Annotated in this window: 17 protein-coding genes; 5 read left to right on the top strand and 12 right to left on the bottom strand. The window is 35.8% G+C overall.

Annotated elements, in window-relative coordinates:
* Position 1: 1 nt before the first annotated feature.
* The 7 genes from rodA to purN form a co-directional block, all read right to left on the bottom strand.
* Entirely contained in the window at positions 2-1,285 is a 1,284-nt protein-coding gene (rodA, locus tag C8N28_RS03890; RefSeq protein ID WP_132221710.1) for a rod shape-determining protein RodA, read from the bottom strand.
* Complete coding sequence (mrdA, locus tag C8N28_RS03885; RefSeq protein WP_132221708.1) at positions 1,266-3,230, bottom strand: penicillin-binding protein 2; 1,965 nt, start codon at positions 3,228-3,230, stop codon at positions 1,266-1,268. Before mrdA ends, rodA begins: the two co-directional genes overlap by 20 nt.
* Entirely contained in the window at positions 3,227-3,739 is a 513-nt protein-coding gene (gene mreD, locus C8N28_RS03880; protein WP_132221706.1) for a rod shape-determining protein MreD, read from the bottom strand. Before mreD ends, mrdA begins: the two co-directional genes overlap by 4 nt.
* Positions 3,732-4,568, bottom strand: coding sequence for a rod shape-determining protein MreC (gene mreC / locus C8N28_RS03875; protein WP_132221704.1), 837 nt, complete (start codon positions 4,566-4,568; stop codon positions 3,732-3,734). Before mreC ends, mreD begins: the two co-directional genes overlap by 8 nt.
* Positions 4,569-4,650: 82 nt before the next feature.
* Positions 4,651-5,673 carry a rod shape-determining protein gene (locus tag C8N28_RS03870; protein WP_132221702.1) on the bottom strand — a complete coding sequence of 341 codons (1,023 nt, stop codon included), beginning with the start codon at positions 5,671-5,673 and terminating at the stop codon, positions 4,651-4,653.
* Positions 5,674-5,813: 140 nt separating this feature from the next.
* Positions 5,814-7,346 (bottom strand): bifunctional phosphoribosylaminoimidazolecarboxamide formyltransferase/IMP cyclohydrolase, encoded by a 1,533-nt coding sequence (purH, locus tag C8N28_RS03865; RefSeq protein ID WP_132221700.1) that lies wholly within the window; start codon positions 7,344-7,346, stop codon positions 5,814-5,816.
* Positions 7,347-7,943 (bottom strand): phosphoribosylglycinamide formyltransferase, encoded by a 597-nt coding sequence (purN, locus tag C8N28_RS03860; protein WP_132221698.1) that lies wholly within the window; start codon positions 7,941-7,943, stop codon positions 7,347-7,349.
* Between the two features lie 135 nt (positions 7,944-8,078).
* Here purN and C8N28_RS03855 point away from each other — a divergent pair, with 135 nt between their 5' ends.
* Positions 8,079-8,582, top strand: coding sequence for a TlpA family protein disulfide reductase (locus C8N28_RS03855; protein ID WP_132221696.1), 504 nt, complete (start codon positions 8,079-8,081; stop codon positions 8,580-8,582).
* 3 nt (positions 8,583-8,585) lie between these two features.
* Here the strand turns inward: C8N28_RS03855 and C8N28_RS03850 are convergent, their stop codons facing one another.
* The 3 genes from C8N28_RS03850 to C8N28_RS03840 are packed head-to-tail and all read right to left on the bottom strand — an operon-like array spanning position 8,586 to position 11,266.
* The gene (locus tag C8N28_RS03850; protein WP_132221694.1) at positions 8,586-9,329 is read right to left on the bottom strand and encodes a LytR/AlgR family response regulator transcription factor; all 744 of its coding nucleotides are present in this window, start codon (positions 9,327-9,329) and stop codon (positions 8,586-8,588) included.
* Positions 9,330-9,331: 2 nt separating this feature from the next.
* Positions 9,332-10,372, bottom strand: a complete 1,041-nt coding sequence (locus C8N28_RS03845) for a sensor histidine kinase (protein WP_132221692.1) — start codon at positions 10,370-10,372, stop codon at positions 9,332-9,334.
* Between the two features lie 9 nt (positions 10,373-10,381).
* The gene (locus C8N28_RS03840) at positions 10,382-11,266 is read right to left on the bottom strand and encodes a LiaF transmembrane domain-containing protein (protein ID WP_132221690.1); all 885 of its coding nucleotides are present in this window, start codon (positions 11,264-11,266) and stop codon (positions 10,382-10,384) included.
* A 223-nt stretch (positions 11,267-11,489) separates the two neighbouring features.
* On the opposite strand from C8N28_RS03840, the gene C8N28_RS03835 reads away from it, so the two are divergent.
* From C8N28_RS03835 to C8N28_RS03820, 4 genes are all read left to right on the top strand, one after another.
* Positions 11,490-13,529, top strand: a complete 2,040-nt coding sequence (locus C8N28_RS03835) for a glucoamylase family protein (protein ID WP_132221688.1) — start codon at positions 11,490-11,492, stop codon at positions 13,527-13,529.
* Between the two features lie 93 nt (positions 13,530-13,622).
* A complete protein-coding gene (gene rpsU / locus C8N28_RS03830) occupies positions 13,623-13,814 on the top strand; it encodes a 30S ribosomal protein S21 (protein WP_132221686.1) in 192 nt (63 codons plus the stop codon).
* Between the two features lie 53 nt (positions 13,815-13,867).
* Complete coding sequence (locus tag C8N28_RS03825) at positions 13,868-14,764, top strand: tyrosine-type recombinase/integrase (RefSeq protein ID WP_246012740.1); 897 nt, start codon at positions 13,868-13,870, stop codon at positions 14,762-14,764.
* Positions 14,765-14,778: 14 nt separating this feature from the next.
* Positions 14,779-15,132 (top strand): HPF/RaiA family ribosome-associated protein, encoded by a 354-nt coding sequence (locus C8N28_RS03820; RefSeq protein ID WP_132222541.1) that lies wholly within the window; start codon positions 14,779-14,781, stop codon positions 15,130-15,132.
* Positions 15,133-15,234: 102 nt separating this feature from the next.
* Here C8N28_RS03820 and C8N28_RS03815 read toward each other — a convergent pair whose 3' ends face one another.
* Positions 15,235-15,729 (bottom strand): hypothetical protein, encoded by a 495-nt coding sequence (locus C8N28_RS03815; RefSeq protein WP_132221684.1) that lies wholly within the window; start codon positions 15,727-15,729, stop codon positions 15,235-15,237.
* A 365-nt stretch (positions 15,730-16,094) separates the two neighbouring features.
* On the bottom strand, positions 16,095-16,445 hold the full coding sequence (locus C8N28_RS03810) for an MmcQ/YjbR family DNA-binding protein (RefSeq protein ID WP_132221682.1): 351 nt from the start codon (positions 16,443-16,445) through the stop codon (positions 16,095-16,097).
* Positions 16,446-16,542 lie beyond the last annotated feature (97 nt).

Here is a 16,542-nt window from a genome sequence, read left to right as displayed (position 1 = left end):
GTTATATTGATTGAATATTAAACAAACCTTTTCTGTTTGCATCTAGTTTAATCAATATAAAAAGCAGGATTGTAAAACTCCATAAGGAAGAACCCCCATAGCTTATAAATGGTAAAGGAATCCCGATTACAGGGACGATTCCTAAAGTCATTCCAATGTTTATAAAGAAGTGAAAGAATAATATGGATACAACACCGTATCCGTATATTCTTGCAAAAGAAGATCGTTGTCGTTCTGCAATATGAATCAATCTTAAAAGTAAGCCTACATAAATTAATACCAGAGTTGCAGAGCCTACAAAGCCCCATTCCTCGCCAATTGTACAGAATATAAAATCAGTACTTTGCTCAGGTACAAAGTTGTATTTTGTTTGGGTGCCTTCAAGGTAACCTTTTCCAAGCAGTTGACCTGAGCCAATAGCAATTAAAGATTGGTTGACATTATAGCCTTCTCCTCTTGGATCATCAATCTTTCCTAGTAGCACCTCAACGCGATTACGTTGATGGCTTTGAAGGATGTTATTATAAGCGAAATCCACTCCTAGTACATATATAGAAGCTGATATAAAGATAACTACACTGGAGATGATATTACTCCTGGTCTTTTTAGAGAAATAAATTACCGCAATAGTCAGCAGACCAACGATAGCAATTACAATCCACTCAGTATAAAGTAAAGTAAGAACAAATAAAGCAATGCTGATTCCTCCAATTAGTAAGACCTTGCCAGGCACATATCCCTCCCGATAAAAGACAAAGATTAAGGCGAAGAATGTTAATGCTGAACCTGTATCAGGCTGAAGCATAATTAGTATTACAGGAATGAGGAGTAGAAGGATTCCGACTGCTAAAGTTTGAAGGTTTGGATTTTTTGTACTATTGATATTCAGATATTTAGCAAGCATTAAACAGGCTGCTAACTTTGCAAACTCGGAGGGTTGTAAGCGAAATAAACCTAGTTCTATCCACGCTTGGTTACCACCAACGTTTCGCCCGATAAACAATACGACGATTAACAATAGGAGGGTAATTACATAGAATACAGGTGCAATGGAGCTATAGAACCTGCTGTCGATAACTAATATAACAACACCTAGAACGATAGCAGACAGTATAAATATAAATTGTTTCCCGTAGTTCGTGTTTAAACTCAGGATGCTGGGGTTCTCAATGTCATAAACAGCTGCATGGATATTGAACCAGCCAATTACGCAGAGAGCTAACCATAAAAATATAGTAAGCCAATCAATGTCAGAACCGAAGAATTTACGATTTGTATTTGTCATTTTGAGCTAATATCGCGGTATTATTTTGTCTGATTCTTTGAGCTTGTTTTTGATCTGCTGGTGTTTGCTTTGTGGTAGTATCTGTTTTCTTTTGTGTTGTTTCTTTTACTGCTGCAGGCTTAACAGCTGGCATTAGATTTCCATTATAAATCCGATCCTGAATGTATTTAGGCATGGTAATCGTATCAGTTAAATACTGTTCAACCATCATACTTGCAATTGGCGCAGCCCAGACACCTCCATAGCCTGCATTTTCAACAAATACAGCAATAGCTATTTTAGGATTTACACGTGGGGCAAAAGCAAAAAATACAGCATGGTTCTCTCCATGGGGATTTTGAGCGGTTCCAGTTTTTCCAGCCATTTCTATACCGTTTATCTTTACAGAATAGGCAGTTCCGCCTGGCCGGTTTACGGCTTGGCTCATACCCTCAATAACGGGTTCAAAGTATTTAGCATCTACTCCTACAGATATCCGTTCAGTAAACTCTGGTTTAACGATCTTCTTGTCGCCAATTGATTTAATTAAATGCGGGCGATAATAGAAACCTCTATTTGCTACAATGGCCATGATATTTGCCATTTGTAAAGGGGTAATACCTAGTTCTCCCTGACCGATTGATAAAGATATATTATAAGCTGAAGTCCATTTGTTATTCCCAAACTGTTTGGTATAATAATCAGAAGTTGGGAGATTGCCTGAGTTTTCTCCAGGCAGGTCAATGCCCAGTTTTTCTCCAATGCCAAATTTCTGAACAGCCGCTCGCCATTGATTGTATGCTAATGATGATTTTTCACCTCTTCCATCAATCATCTTTGCATAGGTATATCCGTAATAAGTATTGCAAGAAGTTTGGATGGAAGATACCAATGAGGTTGAGCCGTGAACATGGGTGCAGCCCATGAATCCATTTCTGCCATAGCGATAGCCACCCGGACAGTAAAATGTTGTATTCTCATCAATTAATTGAGCCTGCTGGGCAACCAGTGCACTCACAACTTTAAAGACTGATCCTGGAGGGTATTGTGCCTGGATAGGCCGGATAAACATAGGTTTGTTAGGATCGTATAATAATTTCATATAATTATTACCCCTTTCTCTTCCCACCATCATGTTTGGATTGTAAGAAGGGCTGCTAACAAAGCTTAGTATTTCACCGGTTTGAGGTTCGATAGCCACAATGGTTCCTACTTTATTCTTCAAGAGCTTTTCTCCCAGTATTTGCAATTCTTTATCTAATGATGACATCAGATCTTCACCTGCTACAGCCAAAGTATCATATTTTCCATCGGCAAAGTGCCCTTTCGGACGATTGAATGCATCGACCATGAGGTTTTGAACGCCTCGTTGGCCTCGTAAAAGATCTTCGTAGGCACGTTCTACGCCACTGACACCTATATAGTCCCCTGGTCTATAAAAGCCGTTACTTTGTTCGATATTTTTGTCTGTAACTTCGTTTATATAGCCAAGAAACTGTGCAGCTATGCTGTCAGGATAATTCCTGACTGTACGATTCTGTACATAGAAACCTCTGAATTTGTATAGATGCTCTTGTAAACGAGCGTATGTTTCTGCAGAGAGCTGTTTCTCGAAAATGGATGCTTTATAAGGAGAGTAGTTTTTTGCTTTTGTGAAACGACTGATGAATCCTTTTTTATCAATATCAATTAACTGGCAAAAGAGTGCGGTATCGATGTCCTTCACCTCTCTTGGTGTAACTAAAAGGTCGTAAACCGGTTCGTTTTGTACAAGTACTTTTGAGTTTCTATCGAGAATTACACCGCGTGCAGGGTAAATAATAACTTTACGAAGAACGTTGTTTTCAGCAGACAGATAGTAGGAGTCATCAATAACCTGGATATAGAACAGGCGTAATAGAAGAACTACTGCGGCTGCAATGATAATACCTTGTACAATGAATTTTCGTGCAAAAAAACTATTCACCTTTTTTTCCTTCTATAAAAGATTAACTCAAAGAGTATGATTAGAACAGTTGTAAATATACAACTAAAAAGAATGCTTGTTAACGTTGAAAGGATGTTATTTAGAGAGAAGCTCTCTAATAAATACAAGGTTAGGTGATGAAAGAAACTTAGTATAAAGGTGTAAATTAAAAACCAACGGAAAGACATTTGATCAATTCCAGGTGATATGGAGTCATGATCATCATCTTGTATTGTAAGATTTAAGAAGATAATTCGGACCCATGCTAATGTAACACATGCGGCTGCATGAATTCCCAAAGTATCGTAGAAAGCATCAATTGTTAGTCCGGTTAGAAAGGCAATTATAAAGAGTAATACTTTTGAAATCCGAACAGGAAGTAACATGATGGCCATAATATAAGGGAAAGGAATGACCAGGTTATAATACCCCATGTTTTTGAAAAGGAATACTTGTGCTAAGATTAGCAGTATAAAACGTAGAATATTTTCTAATAATAGCTTAGTCATTATCTAAATTTTGTATTTCAAGTGCTTCCTTCTCTTCTGAATATTTGTCTACAATTACATAAACATATCGTAAGGTACTGAAATCGTTATTTAATAATACGCTGATGTCTAAGAAGCTGCTTCCACTGCTTAGTCCGGTCTCTAATACGGTTCCGATTACTATGCCCGGAGGGAATAAAGAGAATCCTGAAGTTATTACCTGTTCCTTGTTCTCAACCTTGACGTGGTTGGGGATGTCTCTTAAGAGTGCCTTTTGAGGATCAGATGATTGTGTTCCCCAAACGAGCGAACCAAAGGCTTGGCTCTTCGCCAAACTTGCACTGATTTTTGTATCGGAGTGCAGCAAGGACTGAATAGTGGAGAAGTTTTCGGAGACATTAAGAACAATTCCTACAATTCCTTTGGATGAAATTACCCCCATTCCTTTTTTTATTCCGTGCCTGGCTCCCCGATTTACTGTAATATAATTGTTTTTCTGATTGACACTATTGTTTATTACCCGAGCCTGGATATAGGAATATTCAGGCTGTTGAGTACTATCGCGTATAACATTGGATATAACTTTGTTATCGTAATTAGAACTCTTTAATAAAGCCCTAAGTGCAGCATTTTCACGTGCAAGGGCTAAGTTAGTTTCATTCAGACTTAGATATCCTTTGAAATAATCGACCTGCTGATAAATAGAGCCAATTATTTGATTAGAAGAATTTATAGTACTTGCGCGTTGAAAGGTGTTATTACGGACAACTAAAACTATAGAGCCTCCGAAAAACAGGATAAACAAAAAGAATGTACTGTATCTATTTATGAATACCCAAAGATTGCGCATATTTTAAAATTGAGATAGAGATCTGAAATTATGCTTTTGGTTTATTCGAACATCAAGTCATCAATCTCAATCTCATATCTTTTTATTGCATTAAAAATTTAAACTTACCAATATTCTTCAGTGAGATACCTGTTCCTCTCACAACCGCCCGTAAAGGATCTTCTGCAATATGTACCGGAAGTTTAGTTTTAGCGTGTATACGTTTATCTAAACCTCGAAGTAAGGCTCCTCCACCTGTTAGGTAGATACCTGTTTGATAGATATCAGCAGAAAGCTCGGGAGGAGTGATCTCTAAAGCTTTTAATATCCCTTCTTCAATTTTAGAGATAGACTTATCTAAACAATGTGCAATTTCAGTATATGAAACCGTAATTTGCTTTGGAACGCCTGTCATTAGATCTCTTCCTTGAACAGCGAAATCTTCAGGCGGATCTTGTAGTTCAGGCAAAGCTGACCCGACTTCTATTTTGATTTTTTCTGCAGTACGCTCACCGATCATGATGTTATGCTGGCGACGGATATAGTTGATGATATCTGAATCAAAATTATCTCCTGCTACACGAATTGACTGATCACATACGATACCGGAAAGAGCAATAACAGCAATTTCTGTTGTTCCTCCACCAATATCAATGATCATATTTCCCATGGGTTCATCTACATCTATTCCAATTCCTACGGCAGCAGCCATAGGCTCGTGAATAAGATAAACTTCTTTTGCTCCTGCAATTTCAGCTGAATCGCGAACTGCACGTTTCTCAACCTCAGTAATTCCTGAAGGGATACAGATAACCATGCGTAAGGATGGGAAAAACCAACCTTTGCCATTGTTGATCTTCTTAATCATTCCGCGGATCATGTGTTCAGCAGCATTGAAGTCGGCGATAACACCGTCTTTTAGAGGACGTACAGTATGAATATTAGCGTGTGTTTTACCTTCCATTTGCATGGCCTGACGACCTATTGCAATAACTTTATTCGTTGTGCGATCAAATGCGACGATAGAAGGCTCATCAACAACAACTTTATCGTTATGTATAATTAATGTATTGGCAGTACCTAAATCAATGGCAACTTCTTGAGTGAACCAGTTAAATAACCCCATTCAGATATTTGTTTATAAATTTATATTGATTGTAAAGTTAATTCCTTTTTGCAAAAATGCTTATTAATTTCCTATAAAAAATGAATAATAATGTTTTGATTAATAATGATTGCAATAGCAAGATAAAAATAATAATTGGCTTAGTGTTTAAAGTGGCGTACCCCGGTAAGAACCATCGAGATATTCTTCTTATTAGCCATATTTACAGACTCTTTATCTTTGATAGATCCACCTGGCTGTAATACGGCGGTTACACCTGCATCTGCCGCAATTTCTACACAATCAGGAAAAGGAAAGAATGCATCTGATGCCATTACAGCACCTTCCAGGCTAAAGCCAAAATGCTTTGCTTTATCTATTGCTTGTATCAGTGCATCTACTCTTGATGTTTGTCCTACACCGCTTGAAATCAATTTGCCATCTTTAACAAGAACTATGGTATTTGATTTTGTATGTTTAACAATTTTATTGGCAAAGACTAAATCGGTTAACTCACGAGTTTCGGGCTTGCGATCTGTAACGCATTCCATTTGCTCAATGCTCTCAATGGCAGTATCTTTATCTTGTTGAATGATTCCATTCAACAAGGTTTTGAATTGTAAGGCAGGTAATTCAACTTCTTTGCGTCTTAAAATAATGCGATTCTTTTTTGAAGTCAAAACCTGAATCGCTTCATCACTGTATGAAGGAGCTATAAGAACTTCAAAGAACAGGTGACTGATTTCTTCTGCTGTTGCTTCATCAATTTTTGCATTGCTAATTAATACACCACCGAATGCAGAAACAGGATCACATGCAAGTGCTGTTTTCCAAGCTTCTAAGATAGAGTTGTTACTCGCTATGCCGCAAGCATTTGTATGTTTTAGAATAGCAAAAGTTGGTTCAGAGAACTCGTCTATTAGAGATACTGCTGCATCTACATCTACTAAGTTATTATATGATAGTTCTTTTCCATTCAACTTGTCAAACATGGCATCTAAATTACCATAAAAGCTTGCTGCCTGATGTGGGTTTTCGCCATATCTAAGACTCTTTGATTGAGCCTCGCTGTGTTTGAAAACATTTAAAGGATCAGGTTGATTACTATTAAAGTAGTTAAATATGCTTGTATCGTAATGAGAAGAAATATGAAACGCTCTTTTTGCAAAATATTTGCGTTGTTCCAGGCTTGTAGACCCTTCATTTGCTGCCAGAATAGTTTCAAATTCTTTGTAATCATCTCTTGAAGATAAGATAACAACATCTTTGAAGTTTTTAGCTCCGGCACGAATTAGAGATATTCCACCAATATCGATTTTTTCAATGATATCCTCTTCACTTGCTCCAGACTTTACAGTTTCTTCGAAAGGGTATAGATCTACAATCACTAGATCAATTTCAGGGATTTTGAATTGTTGGGTTTGTTCTTTATCGCTGTCGTTATCACGTCTGGAAAGAATTCCACCAAAAACAGAGGGGTGTAAGGTTTTTACTCTTCCTCCTAAAATAGATGGATAGCCTGTTAGATCTTCTACTGCAGTAACATCAACTCCCAGATCACGGATGAATTTCTCCGTTCCTCCGGTAGAAAATATCTTAACCCCGTATTTCTGTAAAAGGTGGATAAGAGGTTCTAGATTGTCTTTGTAATAAACTGATATTAAAGCGTTTTTGATTTTTACCGGCTGATTCATTTATTGTGTTTGTTGAGATGATGTATTTAATTCTTTTATGATGTTTTCAATTACTTTGGGATAATGTAAATGCTCTAATTGCTGACCCTTAAATTGAATTAATTCAATGGTGTCGTCAGGTTCGATTCTGTATCTTGCCTGATAGATAATTTTACCTTCGTCAAATTTTTCATTTACATAATGAATGGTAATACCTGATTCAGGTTCTTTCGCTTCCAGAACAGCTTGATGTACATGATTTCCGTACATGCCTTTTCCTCCGTAAGATGGAAGTAGGGCAGGGTGGATATTGATAATCCGATTCGGGAATGCCTCAATCAGATTCTTTGGTATTAACCATAGAAAGCCGGCTAAAACAATTAAATCAATTTGAAGATCTGTTAGCAGATTCAAGATATTATCGCTATGATAGAATTCATCCCGATCAAAAATGTGGGTAGGTATTTCGAAATTATCTGCTCTTTGTAATACATAGGCATCGGGGTTATTGCTTAAAATAATAGATACTTCAGCGGAACTGTGATCCTTGAAATATTCTAAGATTTTTTGAGCATTTGACCCTGATCCGGATGCGAAAATGGCGATGCGCTTCTTCAAATTGTGAATTTTTCCACAAAGATATTAATATCGTTCAACATAGGAAAAGTATATAAATTTAAATTGATTTATTTTTATATTTTTGGCTCAAGATATTTGAACGCTTTTATTATAAATTAAAAAATTAGAGAGTCTATGCTACGATCTGCCTTATTTACATTGTTATCCATATTTATTTTTGCTGGTTGTAATAGCAATAATAGTAGTGAAGCTACAAATGCTCCTGCATCAGTTCCAGAATTTACTTTTCTGAATATGGCAGATAATACACCGGTTACAAGAACAAGTTTAGCGATACAAGGTAATATCGTTTTTGTGTTTTTTGATACAGGTTGTATTCATTGTAGAAATGAGATTACTGCAATGGGAGAAAATTTCTCTCAGTTTAAGGATGCCACTTTTTACATGGTTTCTCAGCAGGATAAGGCAATCATTACTGATTTTATGAATACTTATGGAAGTAAAATGCGTGATCAACCAAATGTTCATGTGTTATTAGATAGCAGATACGAATTCCTTGCCAAGTTTAAACCAATGCAATATCCTGCTTTATATGTATATGGACCAGATCGGAAATTAAAAGCTTTCATGGAAGGTGAAAACGGTATCGATCAGGTAATTGCAGCAGTTAATAAATAGGATCTAACCTTCCAAAGCTTTTTTAAGTTTTGAATAACCTGATTTACTTACACTAACAGAGGTCTTGTCCTTAAGGATAACCTTATGTCCATCTTTGTCATAAGGTTCAATACGTATAACTTGATTTATTCGGACAATGAACGAACGGTGGACTCTCACAAATTCTTTTTCGTCGAGATTTTGTTCGAAATAAGAAAGCGTGTTCTTTTTTAGTGAACTTCCTTCATCGGTATAAATGCATACGTAATCATCATCGGCTGCAAGATAATTTATTTTACTGACCGGAATTATTTTGATGTTGTTGCCAGTTCGTACCAGTACGCGGTCTATATAGCGATTGTTTTCATTGACCTTTTGGATGAAAGATTTCGTTTTTTCCTGATGGGTGTTATTAACATTTTGTGCCAAAAATTTCTGAACGGCTTTGGTAAATCGAGCTTTGCTGATAGGTTTCAGGAGGTAGTCGATAGCATGCTGCTCAAATGCTTTTATAGCAAACTCTTCATAAGCTGTTGTGAATATCACAGGAGGAGGTTCTTCCAGTAGCTCCAATAGTTCGAAGCCAGTTATTTTTGGCATCTGAATGTCGAGGAAGATTAAATTAGGTTCAAATTCAGCGATTGCTTTAGCCGCCTCGAACCCATCATTGCATTCCTTTATAACTTGAATCTCAGGAAAATCAATTAAGTATTCTAATAAGATACTTCTGGCTAAGGGTTCATCGTCAATAATTAATGCTTTTATCATGGTTATTGGGGAATTGAAATGGTTGCTGTAAAGGTATCCTTTTCAGCACGGGTTTGTAATAAATCGGTCCGGCCGTAGATCAGAAATAAGCGTCGCTCAATGCTTCTAAGGCCAAATCCAGAACTCTTCTGTATGTTTATATTTTCGGGGTCAAAGGGGTTTTTAATTTGAATCTGCAACATGTTGTCTTTCCTTTGAACGTTTATTTCAATGTTAACCTGGGCGAGGGTATCGTATAGGCCATACTTAATAGCATTTTCAAGTAGTGGCTGTACAATCATTGCAGGAAGTTGTGAATCGTTACTGGCCTTATCAATGTGAATATCCACATTTAGACGGTGCCCAAATCGGACCTTTTCAATATCCAGATAAAGTTGGAGATGCTCCAGCTCTTCGTTAAGCCCTAACAGTTTTTGATCGTCTTTATGCAGGGTTCCTCGTAAAAAATCTGATAGTTGAAAGACCATGGTTCGTGCCTGCTCTGGTTTAGTACTAATTAGAGCGATGACAGAGTTTAAGCTATTGAATAGAAAATGGGGTTGTAACTGCTGTCTTAAATTGTATAATTCAGCTTCACGAGCTATCTTTTCTGCATCAACTTTGCGTTTTTCTGATTCGCTGTTATTTTGCTGAATATTCCATAAAACATTCATTAGCGCCATCCACCCGATTAGTAGGCTTGCTGCAAGAAATCTTAATAGAATAGAGAAATCAACAAATTGCTGATAGTTGTTATTTGGGATGCTCCAGCCAATTCCATAACGGATAATAACAATACTAAGAGTTGAAAGTGATAAGACCCAAACCAGAATATAGATTACTTTTTCATTTCCTGGTTGGTAATAATGTAACGCATTTGCAACAACATAGCAGGCTATGGTTATAGTGGCAGCAGATATCAAGCTATCTATTATTGCAATGCTAAATGGAATATCATACCAGAAGAGGGTGATAGATTGCACAATTGCCCAACCAGAAAAAATGATTGCGCAACTTAATAATAGAGATCTATGCCTTACAATAGGCTGGCTAGATTGTGACATGTATGCAAATTAGATGCTTTTAATCGTTATACCTCCAAAAATTGAAGTTCCTTTTATATATAATACTTTTGTTCGATCGGGTGCTGAATGCGTATGAAAACGCTTATCTTCAATTCCCCCAAAAATGGATGCCATTTCTGGTTGGATTACCCAATGAGATGGAGTGATTATTGTAGTGCCCCCAAAAAGTTGAACTACCTCCAAGGTTGCAGGTCCCTTAAGGTCAGCCCTCATCAAATTGATGGTAGCGCCCCCCATAATGTTCACTACGTCGCCTCCCTTAAACTGTTGGGAAACGACGTAATGTTTAGCATCACCAAAAATGGAAGTAGAATCTATATAGTCATCTTTATTTTCTTTATAGTTCTCTGTATTTTCTTTGTTGTAAGCGTTGTTTTTACTCCAATCTCCTTCATCTTTTAATTCACTTTCATCAGTTGAAGGTGGAGTTTTCGGAGGCACTTCATTTTCAACATCATTCTCATCCTTAACTCTTCTGTCCCATACAAAATCATCAGGTGTAGGTGGTACAGGAGGTACAGGTGGAATGCCTGATCGGAATCTTTGAGAACGACCTTTAATAAGCCAGAAGCCCAGAAATATAAGAATGATTGGCCATAATAAAGGCCCTAATCTAAAATCGAAATAGTTATTTAATAAGAAAAAGCCACCTAGTATTATTAGAATATATGAGGCTACATTTTCAAATTGGGATTTTGCTCCTATAAATAATCCGACGACAATTAATACCATTGGCCAACTAAAGAGCCAGCCTAATGAAAGTGCTGGTATGAGCCGATCAATGAGTAACAATCCTCCTATAAGGATAATGATAAGCCCGATGAAGTTTCTTCCTGAACGAGAGCCTTGGATTGATTGATTTCTTCTTTTCATTGTATTAATAATTTGTTCAAATATAGTTACCTCAATCAAATGCCTAAAGAGTAAATAGTTATATCACCTTAATAAATCGGTAAACGATGGAGTTTTGTCGGTAAATAGTAATTGATATTATCGAGTTATAAAAACATGGCCATTTTATGTAAACTAATATAAGCATATCTTATTATATTGTGCTGGCTTAATTTTTGTATGAAGTTCTTTGTCATCAATTAATATGAAACAAACAATTACTTTTTATATAGTTTTTTTTCTTTCCTTTTTAAGTGTTCCTATATCATTAATGGCAGAAACCTATCCAGAGGTTTTGTTTGAAAACAGCGTCTTGCCAAGTAGTTATTCTGGTAGTAAAATTCAATATCAAGGAGATAGCTGGATTAAAAATCTTCGAGGAAATCTACCCGTTTCAGATTCCATTTTCTTTACACCCAATAATGCTCTCTCATTAAATTATATTTCCTCAGCTCAAGGATATTGGCAGGCAGATGTTTTTTATCCAGAGAATTATCAGGCTTCGAGAAATGGAGTTTTAATCTTGAAATTATATGTGCAGTCTGAAACAACGATAGATGAACTACCTGCGTTTCAGATAATTCAAGCCGATTCGGTAATGTCTCAGCCTATGCTGCTTAAAGATTATTTAAGCAATTTTAAAGAGGATACTTGGCTTTCTATCGAGGTTCCGTTGAATAGAATTCAAGGCATATCTAATGATCACGAAATTGTTGCTATCCGATTTCTTCAACAAGGAGCAGATAATAAGGAACACCAACTGTATATCGATCAGATAGAGATACTGCCTTCCAGAACACCCATGAATAAATTGACGAGTGCGGCAGTTATACAGAATGTTATTCCGTTCGAAAAACATGTTGATATTTCATGGCGATTGCCTTTAACTCCAAGTATTCGTTATATTAAAATTTATCGATCAGAGAACAATAAGGATTTCAGGCCTATCGCAATTCGTCCAATTTTTGCGACAAAGTATAGTGATATTGTCTCAGAAGTTGGAAAGACCTATTATTATAAAATTACATGGCTGGATTTTCAATACAGAGAGTCACCTTATAGTTCGGTAAAAGAAACCAAGACAAAGCTTCTTAGTAATGAGGAGCTTTTAAATATGGTTCAACAAGCCAATGTTGAATACTTTGTCGATGGATCGGAGTTTAATAGTGGAATGCAACAATTTAAAAGATCTCATGGTAATGCAATTGTTTCTTCCAAGCTTACAGGAGTTGGAATAATGGCATTGATTAGTGGTGTTAATCAGAAGATGATACTTCGAAGTGTTTTAGTTGACAGGCTTAGCAAAATAAGTGATTTTCTAACTTCTGCAGAATCTATTCATGGCGCTTTTCCTGCTTTAATGGATGGCAGGACCGGAAAAGGTGTTTTCCCCAATCCTCATAACCCGGTAATCGACCTGGATGGAACTTCCTACCTGATACAAGGTTTAATAGTAGTAAAGCAATATCTAAATCCGAAAGACGCTACGGAAGCTGCTATAATCAATAAGCTTACATCTATTATAAATGCAGTTGAATGGAAAGAGTTTATGAAGCCGGAAACTCCCTTCTTGTTTACCAATTGGTCAGTAGATACGAATTTTGAGGAAGCTACACCCTTGTTGGGAAGAGAAGCACTGTCTGCTTATCTTATCGCATGGGCTTCTCCGGCATATAACATTCCGTTTAATGACTCTATTTCTATAACTAAAAATCTGTCTGAAGAAACTTATTATGGTCTGCCATTAACAATTGGAGCAATAGATGACTCTCTTGATACATTATTGACTGCCTTTGCGGTATTTGATCCAAGAGATAAGCATGATAAAACAGCTAATTATTATAAAGAACTACAGAATTTAATTTTGATCCAGTATAGGAGATCATTAGAAGAAGGTTCCTTGCCCGCTGGTTTAGGAAGTAATTTAATTGTTGATTCGCTGGGATGGGTTAATCCTTCATCAATTGTTAGTACGTACCCATTAAATCCAGGCTTTGCCCTTAGAAATTTAGTAGAGGTTTATCGAAATTATCCAACATTATTTTGGAGTGAATATGGCTTTAGAACAATCAATATAAAAGAAAATAAGCTTTCATTGAATACACAAGGAATTCGTTTTGGGACTGAAGCTATAATGATAGAAAATGGAAAGACGAATCTGATCTGGAAGCTATTTTCTCAAGATCAAGATATTCGCAGAATTGTAGATGCCTTATTTGATGCTGACTCCAACGGTATAAATTAATAAAGTATATTCTTAATTATTATCAAAATAAAAAGAAAAATTCTATCTTTGCAATCTGAAATTTAAAACAACTGAAAGGGGGTACTGTAAAACATGATTATTATTAATGTAAAAGATGGTGAATCTTTGGATAGAGCTTTAAAACGTTTCAAGAAGAAATTCGAGAAAACAGGAGTTCTTAGAGAGCTACGTTCACGCCAGGCTTTTGAAAAAAAATCTATTACCCGTCGTATTCAGGTAAAGAAAGCTGTTTATAAACAACAATTAAATCAAGACCCGATTTAATTAGAATTGTTTCTACATAAATAAAAACTATTTGTATCTTCAACTTGTTGAACATGCAAATAGTTTTTATGTTTTTAGACCGTTTTCTTAGTTTTTTAAAGTACGAAAAGAATTACTCCGTTCATAGCATTACGGCCTATAAACAGAATATTAGTGAATACTTGACGTTCTTAAACGAACAAGAATTCGATGTTCAAACAGCAACTCATCATCAAGTTAGAGCATATCTTGCCAGCTTAATGGAAAGGAAGCTTCAAGCCCGAAGCATCAACCGTTGCATATCATCCTTAAAAACATTTTATAAGTTCTTACTTCGTGAAGGTATCCTTCATGATAATCCTATGCTGCTTGTTAAAATGTTGAAAACTCCGAAAAATTTACCAGAGGTAATACAAGCAGAAAGTATTGTTCAGATGCTGGAAGCAGATAATATTTTCGAGGATGGATTTGAAGGACAAAGAGATCGGATAATAATTGAATTATTATTTGGAACCGGTATCCGAAGAGCTGAATTATTACACGTTTCTGAGAATGATATCGATTTTCTTCAACGTACAATCCGTATATTTGGTAAAGGCAGTAAGGAAAGGCTGGTACCTATTACGAATACGCTAGCCAAATCATTAAATAATTATATACAATTAAAAAAGGATAGACAATTTGAAAATATAAGCGACAAACTTATCGTTACAAATACAGGAGCGGATGCTTATGAAACGCTAATATATCGTACAGTTACTGATCGATTAGCTCTCATTTCATCAAAACAAAAGAGGAGTCCCCATATACTCCGTCATAGCATAGCAACGGCTCTGCTTAACAATGGGGCTCAGTTAAATGATATTAAAGAACTTTTGGGTCATGCAAGCCTAGCGTCCACGCAAATCTATACGCATAACTCAGTTGAACGATTGAAATCTATTTATAAACAGGCTCATCCAAAGGCCTAAAAAAAGGAGGAATGATGAATATCAATGTGCAATCTATCCATTTTGATGCAGATCAAAAGTTAATTGATTTTATTCGGCGCAGAGCTGATAAATTAACACAGTTTTACGACCAATTATTGGACGGGATATGTTATCTAAAACTGGAAAAAGGAGAAAGTGAGGCGAATAAAATCGCAGAGTTTAAAATTAATTTGCCTGGTAATCAGTTATTCGCTAAAGGACAAGCAAAGAGCTTTGAAGAGGCTACCGATTTAGCAATGGAGTCGTTGCGCAGGCAGATAAATAAACAGAAAACCAAAGAAAATAAAACTATTTTAAGCAATCATAAGGAAGTTCTTGTAGAAATAGAAAACAAAGAAGATTTCTAGTCAGGAGTATATGAACGTCAATGTTTCATTATTGGAACGTATGTTGTAAAATGAGAAAGCCCCAGATAATACTGGGGCTTTCTCATTTTGTGAAAAATTCTGTTACTCATCCAAATATTCTTGTATAGTGTTATAGCGAGTAAGTGTACCTTCATAAGTAGTCGACCATTCGTTGTTCATACTAGGAAAGTCTTCATCTGCCGCTGCATTATTTACTTGTCGAATAAGTACACAATAAAGTAAGTTTGGTCTAAGATAATCCATTAAATGTGCCTGAGTTTCTGACCAGATACCACCTTTATTAACCCAAGTATAAGCAACATTATTACCTGCTATTAAAGTAGATTCATCAAAATACTCACTAGGGAAGAAGTCATCCTCTTCTTCATCGTAAAAATATCTTTGAGCTACACCATCTTTTATACCAATAATTACAATGTTGGTGTCATCGTCACTGTCCGATAACTCACCTATCCAAAAGCCATCAAAAGAGCTTTTTCTGGCAACATGTTGTGCTTGTGCCTGAGGCAGGCTCCATGCTACAACAAGGAGGATAATAAGTGCAAATAATTTGCTGAGTTGTGTTAGTTTTTTCATTGGAAGAGTTTTTTTAAGTAAATGTTTTTGTTAGTTTCTGGAATGTGATTGTAGTTGAGTAGATAATATTTACAAGTAATTTTTCTTAATAAATTTGTTTGCTAATAGTCTGTTTTATTCTTAAAAATAGCGGCAGTGGTTTTAAAAAACAATACCTAAAATAAGGTATTTTTTAATTGGAATTATATGCTTTTGATTTTTTAATTTCAGCAAAAAAGGCATCCGTATGGATACCTTTTTTAGTTTTTTATATAAACATTTATCTCAGTTTCTTTAATTTTAATTCTGTTAGTAAGATAATTATTAATACCCCTAATACGAAGGTCGAAAATAAAATGCTTTATAAATATACAATAATTGTAAGCTTATATATTGTCTCTTATTTTTAATGGCAAAGAATTAAATATAAGTTCATAACTATGATCAATCATTCTTTTTGCTTGATCCAAAGTAATTTCGCGGTTAAGAACTACCGTGTTCCAGTGCTTTTTATTCATATGATACCCAGGGAAAACACTGTTTGGATATTGTTCGCGCAGATTTATCGCTTCTTCCGGATCGCATTTTGCATTGAAAGACATAGGGTGTGAATCCAATCCGGTTAATAAAAATATTTTATCACCAACCTTGAATACCAATGTTTGTTCACCGAATGGAAAACTCTCTGTTGCGCCTTTTTTTGTTAAGCAATAGCTTCTTAATTCTTCTATATTCATTATCTGGATAATTAAGAGATGTAAACACCCTTTACAGCAACTAATGTAAATATTTTAGCGGAAAACAATCAAAAAAAGAGGCCTGTACCATGAGAAA

The organism is Albibacterium bauzanense, assembly GCF_004339765.1.
Classification (GTDB): Bacteria; Bacteroidota; Bacteroidia; order Sphingobacteriales; family Sphingobacteriaceae; genus Albibacterium; species Albibacterium bauzanense.
This window is presented reverse-complemented; position numbering and strand designations above follow the sequence as displayed.

Coding starts and splice junctions, on each gene's coding strand:
- C8N28_RS03845 (WP_132221692.1), bottom strand. CDS start 10,372: ATGTCACAATCTAGCCAGCCTATTGTAAGGCATAGATCTCTATTATTA.
- C8N28_RS03825 (WP_246012740.1), top strand. CDS start 13,868: ATGCAAATAGTTTTTATGTTTTTAGACCGTTTTCTTAGTTTTTTAAAG.
- C8N28_RS03870 (WP_132221702.1), bottom strand. CDS start 5,673: ATGGGGTTATTTAACTGGTTCACTCAAGAAGTTGCCATTGATTTAGGT.
- mreC (WP_132221704.1), bottom strand. CDS start 4,568: ATGCGCAATCTTTGGGTATTCATAAATAGATACAGTACATTCTTTTTG.
- C8N28_RS03840 (WP_132221690.1), bottom strand. CDS start 11,266: ATGAAAAGAAGAAATCAATCAATCCAAGGCTCTCGTTCAGGAAGAAAC.
- rodA (WP_132221710.1), bottom strand. CDS start 1,285: ATGACAAATACAAATCGTAAATTCTTCGGTTCTGACATTGATTGGCTT.
- C8N28_RS03850 (WP_132221694.1), bottom strand. CDS start 9,329: ATGATAAAAGCATTAATTATTGACGATGAACCCTTAGCCAGAAGTATC.
- rpsU (WP_132221686.1), top strand. CDS start 13,623: ATGATTATTATTAATGTAAAAGATGGTGAATCTTTGGATAGAGCTTTA.
- C8N28_RS03820 (WP_132222541.1), top strand. CDS start 14,779: ATGAATATCAATGTGCAATCTATCCATTTTGATGCAGATCAAAAGTTA.
- C8N28_RS03810 (WP_132221682.1), bottom strand. CDS start 16,445: ATGAATATAGAAGAATTAAGAAGCTATTGCTTAACAAAAAAAGGCGCA.
- purH (WP_132221700.1), bottom strand. CDS start 7,346: ATGAATCAGCCGGTAAAAATCAAAAACGCTTTAATATCAGTTTATTAC.
- C8N28_RS03835 (WP_132221688.1), top strand. CDS start 11,490: ATGAAACAAACAATTACTTTTTATATAGTTTTTTTTCTTTCCTTTTTA.
- mreD (WP_132221706.1), bottom strand. CDS start 3,739: ATGACTAAGCTATTATTAGAAAATATTCTACGTTTTATACTGCTAATC.
- C8N28_RS03855 (WP_132221696.1), top strand. CDS start 8,079: ATGCTACGATCTGCCTTATTTACATTGTTATCCATATTTATTTTTGCT.
- C8N28_RS03815 (WP_132221684.1), bottom strand. CDS start 15,729: ATGAAAAAACTAACACAACTCAGCAAATTATTTGCACTTATTATCCTC.